Origin of the sequence: Pseudomonas sp. H3(2019) (assembly GCF_007713465.1) — a bacterium.
Taxonomy (GTDB): Bacteria; Pseudomonadota; Gammaproteobacteria; order Pseudomonadales; family Pseudomonadaceae; genus Aquipseudomonas.
The window spans coordinates 44186-62995 of sequence record NZ_VMSG01000008.1 but is presented as its reverse complement, the minus strand read 5'-3'; the positions used below and the strand labels follow the sequence as shown (position 1 = coordinate 62995).

Genomic DNA, 18810 nt, shown 5'->3' with positions numbered 1-18810 from the left:
TGCAGGAGGTGGCCGATGCGCAGTAACGCAGCCCTCTTTCCTCTGATACCTGCAGGTAGCCCGTTTGTTAGCTCAACGGTAGCGCACGCGCACAGCTTAGGCGTCAACGCCGTCGAACTGGATGCGCTTGCCCAGGTAATCAGCCGATTGGCACGTGACCACAGCACCGTAGTCACCGCCTGTATGAAACCTGACCTTCAGGAGCTCGAGGACCTCGGTTACATCGTCATGGCCCCCACTACATCCGGAACTGTTTCGGTGGAGCTCGTGTGCGCTGCTGCACTTCTTTCCAATTATTTCTGGGCAGTCTGGGTTCCTCGGTACTTGAACACCTGCTCTCTCAAGGTTGCCGTCATGGCACACCTTGAGCCGCATTTGGATGTTCAACACTGCACGGTCGTATTTCGCATTCCCGGGCCACGCGAGGCTACCGGTGAATTCCTGACTGACTTGGGTGCGAAGTTTCCTGATCACCAGCCGGAGATCATCGCTATCCAGGTTGGAAACGTACTCGGAGAACGGGAGCACACCGAATGAGCAGCTCTATTCGCATCGCTCGGCAAAACCTTCGTCTTTTGGTGGCCTTTGCCATCGCCAATGGCTGGAGTGTCTCTCGGACTCAGGGTGGGCATATCAAGTTCACGAAACAGGGATTAACCCCGATTTTCACATCTTCGACCGCCAGTGATCACCGCTCAGAGCTCAATGCCAGAGCTCAACTGCGTCGTGCCGATCGCCTCCAATCTCAACCTTCACAGGAGGCACGTTGATGCCTATTCGTCATTGCATTGTCCACTTGATCGACAAAAAACCAGATGGCATGCCGGCAGTGCTTCATGCCCGCGAATCGGAATTGGCAGAGAGCAAGGCCATCGAGAGCATGCTCGCGGACCTCAACGAGAGCTACAACGCCAAACAGGGTAAGGCCTGGGGTTTCTTCCATGCTGAGTCCGGAGCGCATCCGCTCAGCGGCTGGTTGAAGGAATACCTCGATGGCAGCAACGACTTTACGGCGTTCAGCCGAGTGGCGGTGGAGCATCTGCAGAAGCTGATGGAGGAATCAAATCTCTCGGTCGGTGGCCACGTGCTGTTCGCGCACTACCAGCAAGGCATGACCGATTACTTGGCCATTGCCCTGCTGCACCACAGTGAAGGCGTTGCAGTGACCGATGAGCTCGACGTGACTCCATCGCGACATCTGGATCTGAGTCAATTACACCTGGCGGCGCGGATCAATCTTTCGGAGTGGCAGAACAACAAGCAATCCAGGCAGTACATCTCCTTCATCAAAGGCAAAGGCGGCAGAAAGGCGTCGGAGTATTTCCGTGACTTCATCGGATGCCAGGAAGGCATCGATGGCCCCGGCGAGACCCGCACCCTGCTCAAGGCCTTCAGTGACTTCGTCGAAAGCGAAGATCTGCCGGAAGACTCCGCCCGGGAGAAGACCAAGACCCTGGTGGACTACGCCAGCAGCCAGACAAAGCTCGGTGAGCCCATGGGTCTGGAAGAACTCTCAGAGCTACTGGATGAAGACCATCCCCAAGCGTTCGTCGAGCATCTTCGTGCCAATGATTACGGTTTGTCGAAGGAGATCCCCGTGGACAAACGGACCCTCGACAAATTTCGCCGGTTCACCGGAAAGGCCGAAGGCCTGTCCATCAGCTTCGAAGCGCATTTGCTCGGTTCCAAGATCGAATACGACGAGGAACAGGCGACGTTGGTAATCCGCCAGGTCCCGACGCAGCTCCTCGACCAGCTGAAGCGCCGCTGAAAAGAATCCGAACCGATCAAGAATTGGAGACCGCCATGAGCAACCAACCACAACGTCAAAACGAAGAAAAATTCGTAGTCCGTCTTCCTGACGGCATGAGAAGCCGTATTGCAGAAAAGGCGCGTGAGAACACCCGATCAATGAATTCGGAAATCGTCCATCGCCTGGAGCGTACTGCAGAGCTCGAATCCTCTCTTGAGCGTGCGCACCGAATCATCGACCAATTGCTCGCTGGCTCAACTTCAGCCAACAAAGCTGGAGCAGAAGCATGAAGCCGTCACTCGCTTCCATGAAAGAGCAGCTTCTGAAACCGTCATTCGAGCAGAAGGCGCCCGTAGCGCAGCGCATGAGCGATCCTATCGTCGACACTCCGATGGTATTGACGCTGGATGAAACGCTCCCGTGGGATACCAACCCAAGGACCACGCGCAACCCAAAGTACGACGAACTCAAGGAATCGATTCGGCAGCGCGGCCTGGATACTCCTCCACCGGTCACCAGACGACCCGGTGAGGACAAGTTTCGAATCAGGAACGGCGGCAACACCCGCTTGGCCATCCTCAACGAGCTGTACAGAGAAACCGGGGATGACAAGTTTTTCAGGTTTCACTCTCTGTTTCGACCGTGGGATGCAGTGCGGGGTGAGATCATCTCCCTGACAGGCCACTTGGCCGAGAACGATCTTCAGGGGCAACTTCTCTTTATCGAACGCGCCATAGGTGTCGATAAAGCACGAGCGCTCTACGAAGAAGAGGCTGGTGAAACAGTTTCATTACGTGAGCTCTCGCGACGCCTCAAGGCCGACGGATACCCGGTATCCCCTTCTCATTTGAGCCGGATGCAGGACACCATCCGTTACCTCCTTCCAGCAGTCCCAGGCCTTCTTTACTCGGGGCTCGGTGTTGATCGCATCTCTAAAGTGTTAGCCCTGCGAAAAACCACCCTTCAGTGCTGGGAAAGCAACTATCAAGAAGAAGGCCAGTCATTGGACTTCGATCTGATCTTTCAGGACGTGCTGGCTCAATTTGAAGGCGAGGCAAACGAATTTCTGCTGCAGCGTTTCCAGGATGAACTGATTCATCAGATTAAAGAGCCTTTGGGCCTCGGCTACGAAGCCATTCTCCTGGAGATCACCCAAAACCAGGATCAGCTCCGCAGATCGGTCCCCATACTCGAAATGCCGCAGGAAGTGCTTGGAGCCTCTGATACCGATGGAGCTTTCCAGCGCACGTCTCCAGAAGAAATTACCGTTACCCATGACGCACAGCCGGCACTTCCCTCTCCTGCCAACGAACAGAAGCCAAAACAACCGCCGCAAAAGCCGTCAACAGAGACTGTTCCGCCAAAGCAATTCAACGCTGAAGAAAAGCAAGCTCGACTGGATGGACATATTGCCAGTCCAGTGACGACCTCTCCCAGGGTCTTGCACGTCAAACAGCAGCTCGCAGCCATGGAAGGAGAACAACTCCCAGACTTCGAGGCCAACGCTCTGGTGGCGATCCCTGTTCAAGCCGGTGGCCTTCATCCGATTTCCGACCTTTGGTACATAGAGCGAGAGATCGACACCACCGACGGGCTTCGCCTGCACATAGCTCAACTCGCGCGCGAAGTTGCTGCCTCAGTCAACGCGCCAGGTGAGATCTTCGAGGTCGATGGAGGGATTGGTTTCAGCTATAGACACCCGGAGGGAGAGGTTGAGGTCAATGCTACAGCACAGCACACCCTGACCCTGCTCCAGTCTTTGAGCGGTTCGATCGCCATCGCTTTGAACATGATTCAACAGCAAAACGATCTGCCCCAAGACGCACTTGCAGACTTTGAATTTGCCGCAGGGCTCGGTCAATTGCTGTTGGGACAGCCCACGACCAAAGACTTGCATCCAAACGATTCAGGCAGGTTGAGCGACGGAGCCCTCGTAAAGCTCTTCCGCATCATTCGCCTATCCAGACGGCTGATCGACCTGGAAATCATGTCCATCAGTGAAACAACGCCACCGGCTGAAAGCTGATGTCGAGTGATCGCAGGGAGGAGCCGTAATGTCCAAGACACCTATAAACGAGGCCATTCTTTCTCAGGTGCTGCATAACGTCCGCAACGGCCAGCTGAGACGCTGCATTGAAATGGGGTTGGAGCCAGAAATCCTGGCCCAGCTCCAGCAGCCATCTGCATTGAGCTTGTTGCTCAATACGCCAGTGTCGTGGTGCAGCGTCACGATTGACGGGGAGATGGTGAAAAAGATCCTTACCGGGGCACAACGCTCCGATGAGGAAGTCCGCATGATTGAACGCGCTCTGCGTTTGGGAGCGACCACCCACATGCTGCAACAGTTCTTCGGCCTGTCCCCTCAGGACGTCGCCCTTCAACGTCTGATGATGGGCGTTACGGCACGCCGTGGCCGTTGGCGTGAGTTCAGCGAAGAGACCGATGCCGACCTCTGGTACAGATGGACGCATTTGATGGAGGAGCATCAGGTCGACCTGGCAGACAGCATTGCGATGCTGGACATCGCCATGTTGGTTGCCGAAGAAATGAAATCTCCTCACGGCGGAGATGCTGACGAGGCTCCTGAAAATCTCAGCTTGGCCATCATCTGGAACCGTATTCAGACCTGGATCAAAGAGGGACTCTACCCGCCTTCTCGTGGAAGCAATTGGAACCCGCGAAAGCTCCAGTTAGTAGTGGCGCAAAATCAACGGCAGCAGACTGTCGTGGCTTCGGTGGAAGGTGATCCCGAACTATGAAGTTGTCACGGTTTCCATTGTCGACACTTTTGGACTCGGCATCGGGTCATCTTGAGGCCCATTTGCTTCACAAAAAGGAGTCAGCACCTACTGAGGTAGCTGGCTCCTCCCCCTATTCCGGAATCATTTTCAGTGGGAACCCTCACGAGACCGTCCCCCGACGTCTTCTGCTCGATGACCGGCTGACGCCCCTTGAGAGAAATACCTGGCAGGTATTCAGACTTCTCATCAACGATGACGGTGTGACGGCATTCCCGACTTATGACCAGCTGAGACCCTACCTTGGTATGCAACCTGGTAAACCGGCATCCAGGGAAACCATTTCAAAAGCCTTGGTGACCCTTCGGCTCACGCGCTGGCTCAGTTTGGGTCGACGTGTTCGCAATGACCTTAGTGGCCAGGTTCAAGGCAACGTCTATTTACTCCACGACGAACCCGTATCGCCGGCAGAGGCAGTTGAGTTCGATAAGGGCTATCTGCAGCTGCTTGGCCAGTCCATGCAACACCAGAACAAAGCGATCCGTGAAGTGGCGGAAATTGCCTGGAATGAGTTCGCCAGGGATCCAGACGTTGGTAATCGCCTGCCCAGTCGAGTGGATGTCATTGAGGAACGGCTGAATGCACAGCCATGGGTGAAGGACGTTCAAGCAGCACGAGACTTGAAAGCCTCTGAGTTCGGATTCCGAACCCAGCAAAATCCCCCTCAGTTCCCACTGAGTTCGGATTCCGAACTCAGTGGGAAATCGCCCCATAAGCCCGGTTTTGAGCTCAGTTCGGAATCCGAACTCAGCCTGAAACCGCAGAGTTCACACCCAGTTCGGAATCCGAACTCATATAGTACGTATACAGATACACACAAAGATGTTTGTAAAAGCTCTGTACATGTACCGCCCGACCAGGACGATAGCGCAGCCGATTTGCTTCAAGCGCTCCATCGGCTGCCACCCGATCAGAAACGGAACGCGGTAGAGGCCATGCAAAAAGTCCCGCCCGACTTGAAACCTGCCCTGATCAAGCAATGGGTGCATCGATTTGAAAGCGGAACGCTGAGAAACCCTCTGGGCTACCTGCTGACCCTTGTAACCAGTGCGGTTCGAGGGGAGTTCAACAGCAACTGGAATCCTGATGACAAAGCAACCTCGGGCGAGAATCTGCCAGCCATCGCAAATCCGATGGTGAGCCAAGGATTTGATGCGTCGAAGGGTTCAAATCAACTCGTTCCAAAATCAGTGCCAGCGCCCGCCAGGAACCCGGAAACCATGGCAGCGGCAAAACAAGAGATCAGCGCGATGATGAGTCAACTCAGATTTGGCAAGCCAAATGCTCAATGACCGGCTCGATGCCAGCGATGTGAATCACTTACCCTCAGCGCTCGATGAAAAGACTCGCCATCTGTTGCGGGCCGCAACACTGAATCCTTTTTCGCATTCCAACCCAGATAAAGGCTCAACTGTTGCGGCCCGCAACACCCTACTCTGACATGATGTTGGCATATGCCTAATTGACGACCATAGTTAAGCGTCTTCTTTTCCAGCGCCGGGTTTCCATGGATCAAATCACACCATACGTTATCGTGTCACCGCTCACCGACGATCAGGTGAAAAACATTAACGTGAATCAGGTTCTCGCGAGCCACGAGCCCTTTCAGAGTTCGCGCAGCCCTTCACTGTGCCCTCACCTTGAAGCGGGCAAACATGACGCTATTGCGGGTGTTGTCGGATTGCTGATCGCTACGAAGGCGATAATCGTTTGTCCGTGTTGTGATTACGTCCAGAAGTCAGTTCCCTCAGGCCTTCTGGATGCACTTCCGGCCACCAGTGGGCCTTTGGACGATTCTGATTATCCAAGCCTTCTGGCGTTTATGCGCGATGTAGATGAGCAATTGGAGACGTTGCTTGATGGTGATCGTTACTACATGGGGCTCAATGTACTGCGGCCCAATGTGGGTCAGTACCTGAAAGATCTCAGCGCACGGTTTCGCTCCAAGGGGCCGACGCTTGAATCAGTGCCGCTGGCACTGATGCTCACCCTCCACAACCAAGCCCCACCAAGCAGTGCTACTCGTCGCATCATTATCGGGTTTATCAAGACTGAAAACGTCCTGAAACCCCGCCAGCACTGGATGGGAGGCTTGTACCTCAATACTGAAGGGGACCTTTGTTTTGACGAAGCGCTATACGAAAAAACGGTGTGGAGAGGCAAGCAGGAGACCTATTTTGAGAGCATCGAAAAAGGCTATGAACAGCTCCAGAGTGGCTTGAAGTTTTTGCACCACTTTCAAAAGCGTGAGGACGACAGCAGCTCGCCACCCAGCGACATTCAGCCTTTGCTACCAATCAGAGACGTGCAGGACCAGGTGGCCCACCTCAAATGTATTCAGCCCAAAGTTCAAGCGCTGGTGGAGGCAATGGAAGGCCGTACGTTTGCGCAGCTTGCGGCCAATATTACTCCAGAGCCATCTGTGGCCATTGGCACACAAATCGATCAGTCGGCGCTACCAAGTGACGAGAGCCACCTACCTACCAGTTGAGTCCCTGGGCATAAAAAATGAGGGTACTGACTGACCACTTTTAAGGTGTTGCGGGCCGCAACAGTCAAAGTGGGTGTTGAAGCCTCGATCAGGTATCAGCCAAGTGATTCGGCCCGAATCACTTGGCCGTGGCATCGAGGTGACACGAATCAGCCGAGCGCGTCCTCAGCACTGGTAGCGCCGTTGACCTGGGCACTCCTCGCTCCCGCCTCCAGGGCTTTCTCTGCAACAAAATCCCTTCCGTCGGACTATGCATTTATTGCTGCTGACACAGCAGCCGGATTGCAGCATGGGCACGTCTCTCCTCTCCCCAAGGAAAAACTGCACCATGGCTGACAACTACCGGCTCAACATTGGCTCCTTGCGGAGTGATGTGAACCTGACCCTCCACACTCACCACGCGGCCCGCATCTGGATGGGACGACCAAAGACCGACGACAAGGTCGGCATCATTGGCTTGTCCGGTTTCTGTTCCATCGTCAATCGGATGTCTCGCGGGGCTCAGCAGGATGACCCCTACTCCGACTGGTGGATGATCAACCTGGAAGAAAAAATCAGCGAATCCAAAGACGCGCTGAAGACCATCGAAGATCGGCTGGATACCGCGATGGCTTCTCTGCCCCCCGCCATCACCATCAGCAACAACCTCTCGATCCAACCGGTCAGCCTTCCTCTCTATATATCCAACCCGCTCGGTTTCCAGGCGGTCTACCTGCTGACCAACTATGACGAGATAGTCCGGCGCATCTTGCTGGCCCAGCACGTCGGCCTCATCGGTCGCCGCGACATGGAAATGTGGATTGACGAAGGCGCCGCTGTATTGCGCAGGCTGTTTGGCCTGGCCCAGCTCTACAAGTATTCCGGTGCTGCCCGCGATGACTTCGCAGCCAACAATGCCAAGGCTGAAGCAGCCCGCAAAATGTACGAGCGATATGGCGAAATTCCCCAGGACATTCTGGAAGGCACTCGCCGCTCCAACTTTGCCCCACCGATCACTCGTGGCCAGCCACAAGTCGAAGAACAAGAACACTTCGATGATCGCGTCGAGGATTGATGACCATGGGGCAGACCAACGCCAACCAGGGAGTGCTGCAACAGGCTGCCTTCCGGCCACTGCAACAGGATGCCTTTCAGGGACTGCAACAGGGAGCCTCACTAAAAGGCCTTTTAAAGCCTTTTAAAGGTAAGGGGGAACTGACCCAGTTTGCGGATCAATGCCGAGCTTTGGAGGTGGGTTTAAAAGCACTTGCCCAGGGAGTGCTGGACCAGGCAAAGCGACATCCATTCCCGTTGCTGCCCGTGCGTATGACTGAACAGAACACCCAGGCCGGCACGATGTTCCTGCGATGGCAGCAAGTCTCGAATCGGCGGATGGGCGTCGGTGTCTGGGCCGACATGGTTCGCTCTTCCAGAACACCGGAGTCGATGCTGCAGGATCTCTATGAGATGGAACTGCAGCGCATCACCCTCAACATGCAGATGAGCCTGATGCATTCGATGGCCAAGCAAGCCGCCGAGTGCGCCGAAAAGATGGGCCAGGCAGAGGCCACTTATCACGTTCGCCTGCAGCAGCTCACCAATCCAAAGCAACACCAATAACCTCGGAGAATACTCATGGGTACGCCCGTCAACGGCTGGGAAGGCAACATCGGCTCCGCACCGGAGTTCAAGGAATTTCCCAACGGCAACAAAGACCCTCGTCGACTGCTGCGGATCAACGTCTACTTCGACAACTCGATTCCGGACGGTAAAGGCGGCTACGAAGATCGTGGTGGGTTCTGGGCAAACGTCGAATGGTGGCACAAGGACGCGGAACACTACTCACAACTGTTTCAGAAAGGCATGCGTGTGATGGTCGTCGGTCGTGCGGTTATGGACCACTGGAAAAACGATGAGGGTGAGTTCGAAGCCTTGAAAATTCAGGCCAGCCGCATCGGCATGTTGCCTCACCGCATCACAATGGTGAACCTGGCGCCGTCACAGAGCCAGAACTCGCAACAGTCCAGTAGACCTCAATCGCAGCCGCAGCCAGCCCCTGATGACTATCCAGAATCTGATCCTCCGCAGTTCTGAAAACATGGGCTTAATTTTCGGCCCGCTCGTGTAGCTGTCGGTGTTGGGGGAGGCGGTTCATCGTCTCCCCCAACGTCCTTCTGAAGTCACATAAAGTTGGGAGTCACGGATGGATGATGAGAACAGGAGTCCAGTTGGGTACGTTGTGGTAGTCGCGGAGCATCCCATTGTTGGCCGCATTTTCTGGACATACTTCGATGAAAGCGAGGTCAATGCTCCGGACTACTACGGGCTCACTACGAATCCGAAGTCCGCAGCATGGATCCCAGCAGGATGGCGGGACGATAGAAATCTGTATGGCGGTTGCGGTTACAGAGATCTCAATGCATGGGATGGACGCAGGTTCCTCCACGTACTCTTGGATGAGTTCCGCCTATATAGTGAATATCGCACCGACGTTGACGATGAAGGCCAGTTAACTGAGCATCTATCAGGTGGTCTGGGGCAACTGCATTTGCAAAGTGGCCAGTCAGAGGAGGACTTCGTTCGCTGGATCTGGACAGCAGAATGGTCGGACGAACCGGCAGAAGGCCGTGCGGAGTAGCAACCAATTGGGCTTGCAAAAAATCGCGCCAATCGGCTAGCTATTGGTGATTTTCACCCTCTCTTTCGGCAAGCTTAAGCTCTGAACCTCACTCTTTTCGTATAATGCGGAAAAAAAATCGCCAGAACGTGACTCTGCAGTTTGACTGACTTGCTCTTCGGGAGGCTCGGCCAGTGAAGAATACAACTGATTCCTCAAAGTCGTTGGATAGGCGTCATCAGAATAACCCCCACCGGGCGGTTGAGGCTGCTGGTGCGGCAGCCGCCCAGAAAGGGCTACAGGTGTGTAGCTGCCCTTACCGTCATCCTGCAATGCTTGCGTCATGGCTGAAAGGGTTTGCCCAGGAACAGCAATTGGGATTCGATTTCCAAAGTTAACGACTTTTGGGCTCATAGCGGCTAACAAAAAATCTCAAACAGTTCTTTGAAAAATAGTGAATCCCATTGGCGCAACGTAAAGGAACGAGCTATATCACTTTGATATCATCTTTATAAACATGGAGGTTTTTGTCATGCAAGTACGCGTCCTTGTTGCTGGTTTGACATTTCTCTCACTAACTGCCTGCTCAACATCCACCCCGGATGCAGAGAAGCTATCACTATCTTCACATCTCATGATGGCCGAAGGTGGAGAAGCAGCTCCTGTAGATGATGAAGAGTTTCGCAAAAAATTCGAAAGTGAGCTGGAAAAAACAATCGATTTCTGTACGCCTATTCTGAGCGGGATGGAGCGTGATTCCGTTGATGGTGCGAAGAAAGCCTTCGGACTTTCCATGGCGGGCCTAATTGCGGGGGCTGTCATTGCTCCTGCGCTCGCTGCTGCGAATGCCTCAGCAAATGCTGGTTGGATAGCTGGATTCAGCGGTTTTGGTGGCGCGGCCGGATTCGCCGGAAAGAACTATGAATCGCTTGGCCTCAATGGTCGAGCGCAGGCAACTCAGCGCAACGACATAGTGGACAGAATACGAGAACAACTGAAAGTGGCGCTAAACAGCACACAGGATAAACAGAACAGGCTCAACGCTTTATCTGCGGCCAGGGTTGAATGTGTAATGTATAAGGCTTCCACACCAACACTTTCTACTCAGTGAGCTACCAATGGGTTCTGACTGAAAACCCTTGTTGGCCAGTGATCATTTCCTGTTGAACCTCATTCTTTAGAGCGTGACATTCCCTCTTGCTGGCAACTTACGAGGGAGAATTCATGAAGCTTATGATCATCGAGTCACCGGGCAAGCTGAAGAAGCTGCGGCCGATGATGAAGAAACTGCGTCCAAACGAAAACTGGCAGATAATCGCCAGCGGTGGGCACATCCGCGACCTCCCTGTGAGCGGGCAGGACGACTCCATGATCACCACCGGTGTTCGTAGGAACTACTCCCTGGTCTACGAGGTTCTCGATAAAAGCGCTCGCAATGTGCGTGCGATCAAAGATGCTGTAAAGAAGGCCAGTGAAATTTACCTGGCAACTGACCCTGATCGTGAAGGCGAAAGCATCAGCTGGCACATCAAGGAAGAAGCCGCCATCAAGGAATACCACCGAATCACCTTCAACGAGATCACCCAAAAGCGGGTCAACGAAGCGCTGGCCAACCCACGGCAAATTGACATGAACAGGGTGGCCGCTCAGGAATGCCGTCGAGCGATGGACCGCATTGTCGGCTACATGGTGACGAAGGAACTACGCCGGTTGATGGGCAAGCCGACCACTGCCGGACGAGTGCAGTCACCCGCCGTTTACCTGGTGGTGTTGCGCGAGAGGGAAATTCGCACGTTCGTGGTGATTGTTCACTTCAGCGCAAGGCTGCATTTCCTCACACCTGATGGCCGCTCGACGTGGAGTGCCGACTGGCAACCCGTCCCAGACTTTGCCACTAAGGAACAGCCCTACATCCAAGACAGCAACCTCGCACAACTGGTCGCTGCAACACGAAACGTTGTCGTCGAGTCTTGCGAAGATCGAAAAGCCGAGCGGAACCCGCCAGCCCCCTTCATTTCTTCGACCCTGCAACAGGCCGCAAGCAACTCACTCAAGTGGGATCCGGACAAAACGATGAAGGTCGCACAACGCCTGTTCGAACAGGGCGTTATTACCTATCACCGGACTGACAACCCCAACGTGCCAGACGAAGCAATGCAGGACATTCACGCCGTCGCCAACTCTCTGGGAATGAAGGCGGTTACCGAACGCAGGACCTTTAACGCAGCAGAAGGAGCTCAGGAAGGTCACCCAGCAATTACTCCAACGGACTGGGCTGAAAGGGTCGCAGGAGAAGACTCCGAAGAGCACGCACTGTACAAACTCATTCGAATACGGGCGCTCGCCAGCCAGATGGAAGCGGCCATTTATGACGTTCGTACTGTAAAACTGATCGCTGTTGGCCCCAACGGAAAACCCCTCCGGCTTGCTGCAACAGGTCGAACTGTCGCCTACCTTGGCTGGCTGAAGATGCTCCAAAACGACGACACCGACGAGGAGAATGAATCAGGTCCAGATGAGGCAGACAACCCGGTCCCGGCACTCACCTCAAGACAAGTGCTGCCAGTTCATCGAGGGGAGTGTCTGAACAAAAAGACCCAGCCACCAGTGCGCTATACCAAAGCATCTCTCATCAAGGAAATGGAACGTCGTGGCATCGGCCGGCCAAGCACCTTTGCGTCCATTTTGAAAAACATCACCAGCAAGGGACTGATCGTCGAGAAGAGTCGGAAGCTGATGCCGGAAGCGCTCGGCGAAGAAACGATCGCGCGGCTTGAAGGTGTATTCAGCTTCCTCGAACTCAACTTCACTCGTGAGCTTGAACGCGACCTGGACAGAATTGCCCAAGGACAGGACACCTACCGTGCTGTGATCGCCAAACTTCACCAGCGCCTGGAGGACGAGTTGTCCAAACAACGGGGTCAGCCCAGTGCGCCGATGCAATCCACCAGGCAGCCCGCTGCGTCGGCTCCCAGCCACGAGTTCAAATGCGGCAAATGTGGTCATGGTCTGATCAGGCGCACGAAAGCAGGCAAAGGCGGCTGGGATTTCTGGGGATGCTCTGGGTATAGGTCTAGTGGATGTGAGGTCAGCTATCCAACCCTGAACGACAAACCCGACTTCGGCAGACCTAAAGGAATTTGATCGCTGAAGGTGTTGCGGGCCGCAACACCTGCCACGCATGCCCTCAGAGGCAGAAATGGAACCTAGGAAAAAACCAAACTCTGAAAAGCCTATGACATCATCAACTATGGTTTTGTGATTCACAGGAAGGAACTGCAAGGGCATCTACAGAGTTCTTGAGCCCTTCCTCATCGAGCAGAAGGATTAGCAATGTCGAGTTGGGCAGCCATTGAATTGGGTGGAATGAGCATCATAGAGACTCAGAACCACTTCTATATGTGGTACTTCCGTAAGTCGGAGCGTGTCATTGTGAAGGGCTCGGACACGGATGAACCAACCTACAAATTTGTAATGTCGGGTGAGACACTTAGGCGCCGGTTGGAACTGGATGGCCATAACATTGCAAGCCTGCGACTTGAGTTTGATCAGCAGCTTGCTCAAATGAAGAAAGACTGCTTGGACATGATTGCCATTGATCCTGACAGCAAAGCCAAAACTTTCCTCCCCGTGTTAGAGAGCTCTACCTTATCCGACTGGCTTACAAGGCTTCGCCGAATTCGTGATGAAGAGCTTGAGCCTGGGGACTTTGGGCAGCCCGACAAAGAGTTCGGAGATCCACTGCTTAATTTCATGTTGAGCGTAGAGGGGTACTATTTTAGCGACCACCCCGGTGCGGGCGGTCACCACTTCCCATGCCAATCCCCTGAAGGGTACGCGATTGCTTTGCTAGAAGTGCTTCCAAAGGACGTCAAGTGCGAACTGGATATAAGCGCTTTAATCAGCGGAGGCTGGACAGACGCCTTTGATGACCTAGTGGAGTCTCAGCAGGAGTTCACCTCCTTCTACGCACTTTTCAAATCTTCGCTTGAAGAAGTCATGTCTTTGGCGCTGCTAGCTCCAACCAACGAACCTTTGGCACGAATGCTATATGCATCTGTCATCACAGCGATGGAAACGTACCTTTCTGACACACTGCGCAAGCAGGTATTTGTGAAGCCAGCGATCAAACGCAGGTTCGTAGAGAACCATGGAAAATTCAAGGGAAACCAGCTTGATCTTTGCAACATCTACACACGACTTGAAAGCTTGGACTCGTTCATCACGAAAGTCATCGATGAGGAAAGTTTTCACAGCATCGTGAGTGTCCAAAAACTCTACAAAAACGTACTCCTGACTGAGATATCCAAACCTCATATGGACAAGCTGGTGAGAGCAGTCTCCATCCGCCATGACATCGTTCACCGCAATGGAAAGTCGCTCCAGGGCGATAACCATAAAATGAACATGGAGGATGCCCGCCAACTCGTAGATGCAGTCGACGCCGCCGTCCGGCACATTGACAAGCAGATCAAAGATGGGCTTTTAGACGAGATAGAGGACGACTTTTCTTCAGTCTGATACTTGGAAGACTCGACTGAAAATACTACTCCCCCTCGAGAGCCTATTTGCCATAGAACGTAGAGATTACCTTGATCGACAGTGTTGCGCGCAGACAGAGGAGATGCCGCGTGGCAGCACTGGAGAAAATCCCAACCGTAACTTCCGGCACGCTTGATCCAACTTTACGGATCTATTCGGAGCAACATCTAGCCGTTGCCAACACCTGGGCTGAGCATTTCAAGATACCTCCGGCTCAGCACGCAGCGTTCTTACGACACTATCTGCGCTCGACCTCGAACACGCGCTGCTGGAGCGTTGTGTTTGAGCAGGACGGCGCACAAAACAACCGTGTTCTGGCCCGGTTTGGTGACCTGCTCCAATACTTCGATGGTCGTTCAATCAAAGCCTGCAAATGCGTCTCCGCACACCGTACCCCTCTTTTCAAGCCCTCCCCTGCTGCCGCAGAGAAACTGCTGAGCCGCATGGGATACTGGAGCGAGCCTCCAATCCTCACCTCCTTCAGCAAGCGCGCCCGTGAAATCGCACAGGCAATGTCTAGCGCCGACCTAGGAAAGCTTAGCCGGGGGCTGGACGTCCGTCCGATAGGCAGAAACAACCGCTACTTCGGTACCCGAAACCGTTTTTACCTGTCACAGATTGGCGGAGTCTTGAAAAATTTCTGCCGTCACCTCGATCAGGAACTCCTGCACGCTATTCGATCTGCTCGCTGTCCCGCCGCCGAGCTTTACAACTGGTTGGCTGATGGCAACCGACAACGTCGCTTGCAGGCACTGAAGGCCCAGCCAGTGTTAATTCCTTTACTCGTGATGGCGGAATCCACACCGTGGCCGATGGAGGATTTTCGAGGCGCCAAGGCATCACCTTGGGCTGAGCTGAACCCGACGCCGCCTGCACATGAGGATGAAGACTTGCTAGGCACCGGGTATGACATCCTGGGAGCCACCGCCGACTCCGGTTTGCCCCTTAACCAGGTGTTGGCATGGATGCTCGAAGTTCCGCTTTCGTCGATTCGATTCATCGGGCAGCAACGCCCCTTCCACATTGGTAGTGCCCTTACCCATTTCGAGCGAGAGGGCCGAGCGACTGGCTGGAATGCCATGCTGGCAGGCGCAGCAACCGGAAACAGAAGACCGCTGGTCAAACAGCAATGGAAGTCCTTCTTCACCATCTGGGACAAACTGCCCTGGCAACTGACCCAGCGTGATATCGACCTCAATCGTTTATTCACGGGCTGCCCGACTGATTGGGCGGATAAGGCGTGGACGAACATAGCTGCACGAATTACGGATCTGCGTGAGTTGTTCGAGCATGTATCTCGACATCACGTCGATGACACAACAGCAGCAAAAAAGCTGCTGGAAACTTTTGTACTGAGCAGTACCTACCATCAGATTGGCCGGCTTATTGATGACTTCCACTTAGCGCTGATCGACATCCGGACACAGCTCGATACAGAGTTTTCCTTCCTACTCGGGTCAGACGAGAAAACAACATGGCCATCGTTGTTGATCAATGAGACGACAATTGACTGCCCCAACGGCCTTCAAATTGTCGAGCTCAAATGTCCCTTGGATCTGTGGGAAGAGCATTGCGCGCTCGGCCATTGCATTGACGGTTACGACTACCGCGCCTATCTCGGTGCTTGCCGATTATTTTCTGTGCGGCTAAACGGCCAATCGTTGGCCTCGGCAGAAGTCATTCTTGAAAGACGCACCACATCCGCGCCAGTTGCAAAGTGGACTCCTCGAAACCTGACGACCGTGCAACTGAGAGGACGCGGAAACATTCCACCTGCGACAACCTCCCAAGCCCATAAAGCTTACGAGTGGTTCTTGGGTAGGGTCAGAACCGGAGAACTACCCAGCGGGTTGGATTGGCCGGATATGACAAGTTCACTTGCTCGGTTTGCAAACATGGGGCGCCAAAAAAGGCATCGCCAAGCAGTTGCCCAATGGGTCATCCAGCGGCTGACACAAGCATGAATCGACCTCGTCTGATGAACCGCGCGCCCGCCCTGCTCGGTAAAGCTGTATTCGATGGCTATGACTTCGGCTTACAGCTGCAATTTGTGGAGGGTGCTAACCGCCTTTTGCTTGAGCATGACGGTTTCTACATTCGTCGTTCAGAGCATCCGCTACATCGGTACTGGCGTTTGCCCAAAGGGAAACTCCTTGATGGGCTCGACCTTGTTTTCCATCGCCTGGTGGAGCTGAGCGACGGTCGATTCGATGAGACCTGGCAATCCTTCTGCCAGAAGCTGGAGGCCGCGCAAGGCGCGCCAGATCGGCAAGCATTTACCTGGGGATTGATCTTCCGGATCGCCCCACTTGCCCAAGGCGGAGTGCTGCTGTCTGGGGATTACCACCCCGGGATGGTGGCGGTCGCAAAGCGCATGCGCGGGATCTTCCTTGGTCATTCGCGGTCTTGGCGCATAGACGCCACTTCTGAACTGGTACGCAGCAATCTCATCCTGGAGATGGGACTCTCAGAGGACCAATTCGAGATCCTGGACACGGTTCAGGAGCTGCTGAGCGATGGGACAGTCGCACCCGCTGAAACGATCACTCGAATCAGCCTCGGTGGTCCAGCTCAGGAGCGCGCTGCAAGTACCTCGGACGACGTATCCACTGACGTGTACTTGGCCGCGGTTCCCTCAATTCAGCGAACCGAACTCACTTCGGACGTGATTGCCCAGGCCCTGGTGAACTATTCGCTGATGGTCCATCAACCAGCAGGTATAGAACATTTGCTTCAGCGTACCAGTGCCCTGCTGGCTGATGACATGGGATTGGGAAAGACACGTCAGGCAGTGATTGCCGCTGCGATACGCGCTGTTGATCGACCCATTCTGGTCATCACACTGTCGACGCTGATCATCAACTGGCAACGTGAAATCCAGATGGTGTATCCCGAGGCTCGGGTCACCCAGCAGGCGTTCGACACCGATGCTCAATGGATCATCATCAACTACGAACGCTTAGGGGACTACGTCCTGCAGGCGGGCCACTTCGAAGTGATGATCATCGACGAAGCCCATCGTCTGAAAGAGCCCACGGCAGCATGGACTCGCCATGGCTTCGACATCGCAGCCAAGATTCCTAATCGCTACCTCCTGACCGGGACGCCCGTCCTCAACCGCGAATCAGAACTGCATACACTGCTTCGCCTTTCCGGCCACCCAGTAGGGCAACTGCCCCTCAAGGAGTTCTGCGAACAGTTCGCCGGCAGCCAAGATTTCCGCAAGAGCTTGCGAGATGCGATTGGCGACTGGATGCTCCGCCGGCGCAAAGATGTTCTGCCCGGGCTGAAAGGCAAGCAGCGGCAGACGCTGCCTGTTGAGCTCTCCGACGAGGAACGGCGTGAGTACGAACGGATTCGCCTTGAAGATAGGTCGGGGCTCGCAAGGCTGGGATCACTGCGTCAGCTACTGGAACAGGTGAAAGTCCGCGTCGTGCTGGAGCTGCTTTCCGAGCTAGACATCGAGGACAAGGTGATTCTCTTCTGCGAGTTCAAGGAAACAGTCGGGACCTTGCGCACGCTCTGTGAGGAGGCTGGTTATGGGTGCGTCACCGTGGTCGGTAGCGACTCAGTTGGCAAACGACAGAAAGCGATCGACAAGTTCCAGATTGATCCGGATACCAGAATCTTCGCAGCAACCACATCAGCAGCAGGTACCGGCAACAACCTGACGGCAGCAAACTACGTGATGTTCCTCGGTCTCCCATGGACGCCTGGCATGCAGGATCAAGCGGAAGATCGCGCTTACCGTAACGGGCAGCTTCGTATGGTCGTGGTGAAGATCCCGCTGGTAGAGAACACCATCGACCAGAAGCTGTGGCAAATGCTACTAGACAAGCGGCAACTGACCCAGGATCTGATCGAGCCTGATGCAGCTGCCAACAACCGGGCGGAGTTGGCATTCGCTCTGTGAGTTTACGGGGGCTCTTCAATCAGTACCTAAATATTACGGCTCCCCCCCTTTATCGCATCTACTTTGGCTCGTAAGTTTTCCGAGTTAGATATCTTAACGATTAATATTGATGGTTTCGATTGCAAACAGATACAGGGCTAACATCCGGACAAACACTACATTGCCGAAGAGCTTGAGGTTGAATGGGTCAGGGAAATTGGACACGTACCAGAAGCTCACGCACAGGCAGAAAGCTAATGCCGTTCCACCCAAGACCGGCCCCCAACTTGCGTGATCATGGTCGGCAAGACGGCTATTTAGCTTACGAACGAAAAGTACCCAGGATCCAACTGCAACATCGGCCGCAAATACAAAGAAAGGCAACGCAAAACTGGCTACGGAAAATGGATCCCTGATCGGCCCGGCCCCCGGAGTAAATGTCAAAACTGCTAGCGCGGTAAATACGACCAGCAAAGGGCGAGATTTGACTCTGCCCAAGGCATCAAAAAATTCCTTCAGCACTGACTTTTATCCTGTCTTGCAATAGTCGAGGGCAAGGCTCGCGGTCCTTCCGCCCTGCTCGATAACGCTTTCACTCGAACACTTTCTGTTGCCTGCGCACAGCCGCAGCTGTGCTGCGACTGAAGTTGCAAAGCTGCCGACTCTTCGTCTTAAACGATTCCGGCTAAAGTGGACGTTTAGGGAAACAAAGGCTTCATTGACCATGCGCGTTAAAGC

At 54.2% G+C, this 18810-nt stretch carries 19 protein-coding genes; 18 read left to right on the top strand and 1 reads right to left on the bottom strand.

The window, feature by feature from the left end; all coding sequences use genetic code 11:
• Positions 1-15: 15 nt before the first annotated feature.
• From FPT12_RS10280 to FPT12_RS10195, 18 genes are all read left to right on the top strand, one after another.
• Positions 16-537, top strand: a complete 522-nt coding sequence (locus tag FPT12_RS10280; RefSeq protein WP_145016170.1) for a hypothetical protein — start codon at positions 16-18, stop codon at positions 535-537.
• A complete protein-coding gene (locus tag FPT12_RS27950; protein WP_145016169.1) occupies positions 534-770 on the top strand; it encodes a type II toxin-antitoxin system HicA family toxin in 237 nt (78 codons plus the stop codon). The genes FPT12_RS10280 and FPT12_RS27950 overlap by 4 nt, the downstream gene beginning before the upstream one ends.
• Positions 770-1771, top strand: a complete 1002-nt coding sequence (yejK, locus tag FPT12_RS10270; RefSeq protein WP_145016168.1) for a nucleoid-associated protein YejK — start codon at positions 770-772, stop codon at positions 1769-1771. The genes FPT12_RS27950 and yejK overlap by 1 nt, the downstream gene beginning before the upstream one ends.
• Positions 1772-1806: 35 nt before the next feature.
• Positions 1807-2043, top strand: a complete 237-nt coding sequence (locus FPT12_RS10265) for an Arc family DNA-binding protein (RefSeq protein WP_145016167.1) — start codon at positions 1807-1809, stop codon at positions 2041-2043.
• Positions 2040-3779 (top strand): ParB family protein, encoded by a 1740-nt coding sequence (locus FPT12_RS10260; RefSeq protein ID WP_145016166.1) that lies wholly within the window; start codon positions 2040-2042, stop codon positions 3777-3779. Before FPT12_RS10265 ends, FPT12_RS10260 begins: the two co-directional genes overlap by 4 nt.
• Before the next feature lie 28 nt (positions 3780-3807).
• The gene (locus FPT12_RS10255) at positions 3808-4512 is read left to right on the top strand and encodes a DUF2857 domain-containing protein (protein WP_145016165.1); all 705 of its coding nucleotides are present in this window, start codon (positions 3808-3810) and stop codon (positions 4510-4512) included.
• Positions 4509-5843, top strand: a complete 1335-nt coding sequence (locus FPT12_RS10250) for an STY4528 family pathogenicity island replication protein (RefSeq protein ID WP_145016164.1) — start codon at positions 4509-4511, stop codon at positions 5841-5843. The genes FPT12_RS10255 and FPT12_RS10250 overlap by 4 nt, the downstream gene beginning before the upstream one ends.
• A 215-nt stretch (positions 5844-6058) precedes the next feature.
• Complete coding sequence (locus tag FPT12_RS10245; protein ID WP_145016163.1) at positions 6059-7042, top strand: hypothetical protein; 984 nt, start codon at positions 6059-6061, stop codon at positions 7040-7042.
• A gap of 328 nt (positions 7043-7370) precedes the next feature.
• The gene (locus FPT12_RS10240; protein WP_145016162.1) at positions 7371-8096 is read left to right on the top strand and encodes a PFL_4669 family integrating conjugative element protein; all 726 of its coding nucleotides are present in this window, start codon (positions 7371-7373) and stop codon (positions 8094-8096) included.
• Between the two features lie 5 nt (positions 8097-8101).
• Complete coding sequence (locus tag FPT12_RS10235; RefSeq protein ID WP_145016161.1) at positions 8102-8641, top strand: DUF3158 family protein; 540 nt, start codon at positions 8102-8104, stop codon at positions 8639-8641.
• Positions 8642-8656: 15 nt separating this feature from the next.
• Complete coding sequence (locus tag FPT12_RS10230; protein WP_145016160.1) at positions 8657-9115, top strand: single-stranded DNA-binding protein; 459 nt, start codon at positions 8657-8659, stop codon at positions 9113-9115.
• Between the two features lie 109 nt (positions 9116-9224).
• Positions 9225-9659 carry a hypothetical protein gene (locus tag FPT12_RS10225; RefSeq protein ID WP_145016159.1) on the top strand — a complete coding sequence of 145 codons (435 nt, stop codon included), beginning with the start codon at positions 9225-9227 and terminating at the stop codon, positions 9657-9659.
• A 173-nt stretch (positions 9660-9832) separates the two neighbouring features.
• Entirely contained in the window at positions 9833-10036 is a 204-nt protein-coding gene (locus FPT12_RS10220; protein WP_256676696.1) for a CrpP family ICE-associated protein, read from the top strand.
• Positions 10037-10170: 134 nt separating this feature from the next.
• Complete coding sequence (locus FPT12_RS10215) at positions 10171-10749, top strand: hypothetical protein (protein WP_145016158.1); 579 nt, start codon at positions 10171-10173, stop codon at positions 10747-10749.
• A 113-nt stretch (positions 10750-10862) separates the two neighbouring features.
• Positions 10863-12782, top strand: coding sequence for a type I DNA topoisomerase (topA, locus tag FPT12_RS10210; RefSeq protein ID WP_145016157.1), 1920 nt, complete (start codon positions 10863-10865; stop codon positions 12780-12782).
• A 189-nt stretch (positions 12783-12971) separates the two neighbouring features.
• Positions 12972-14159: a HEPN/Toprim-associated domain-containing protein gene (locus FPT12_RS10205; protein ID WP_145016156.1), complete on the top strand. Its 1188-nt coding sequence runs from the start codon at positions 12972-12974 to the stop codon at positions 14157-14159.
• 110 nt (positions 14160-14269) lie between these two features.
• Positions 14270-16144, top strand: coding sequence for a hypothetical protein (locus tag FPT12_RS10200; RefSeq protein WP_256676695.1), 1875 nt, complete (start codon positions 14270-14272; stop codon positions 16142-16144).
• Entirely contained in the window at positions 16141-18093 is a 1953-nt protein-coding gene (locus FPT12_RS10195) for a DEAD/DEAH box helicase (RefSeq protein WP_178098705.1), read from the top strand. The genes FPT12_RS10200 and FPT12_RS10195 overlap by 4 nt, the downstream gene beginning before the upstream one ends.
• A 93-nt stretch (positions 18094-18186) precedes the next feature.
• On the opposite strand, the gene FPT12_RS10190 is transcribed toward FPT12_RS10195, so the two are convergent.
• Positions 18187-18594, bottom strand: a complete 408-nt coding sequence (locus FPT12_RS10190; RefSeq protein ID WP_145016155.1) for a hypothetical protein — start codon at positions 18592-18594, stop codon at positions 18187-18189.
• Between the last annotated feature and the right edge of the window lie 216 nt (positions 18595-18810).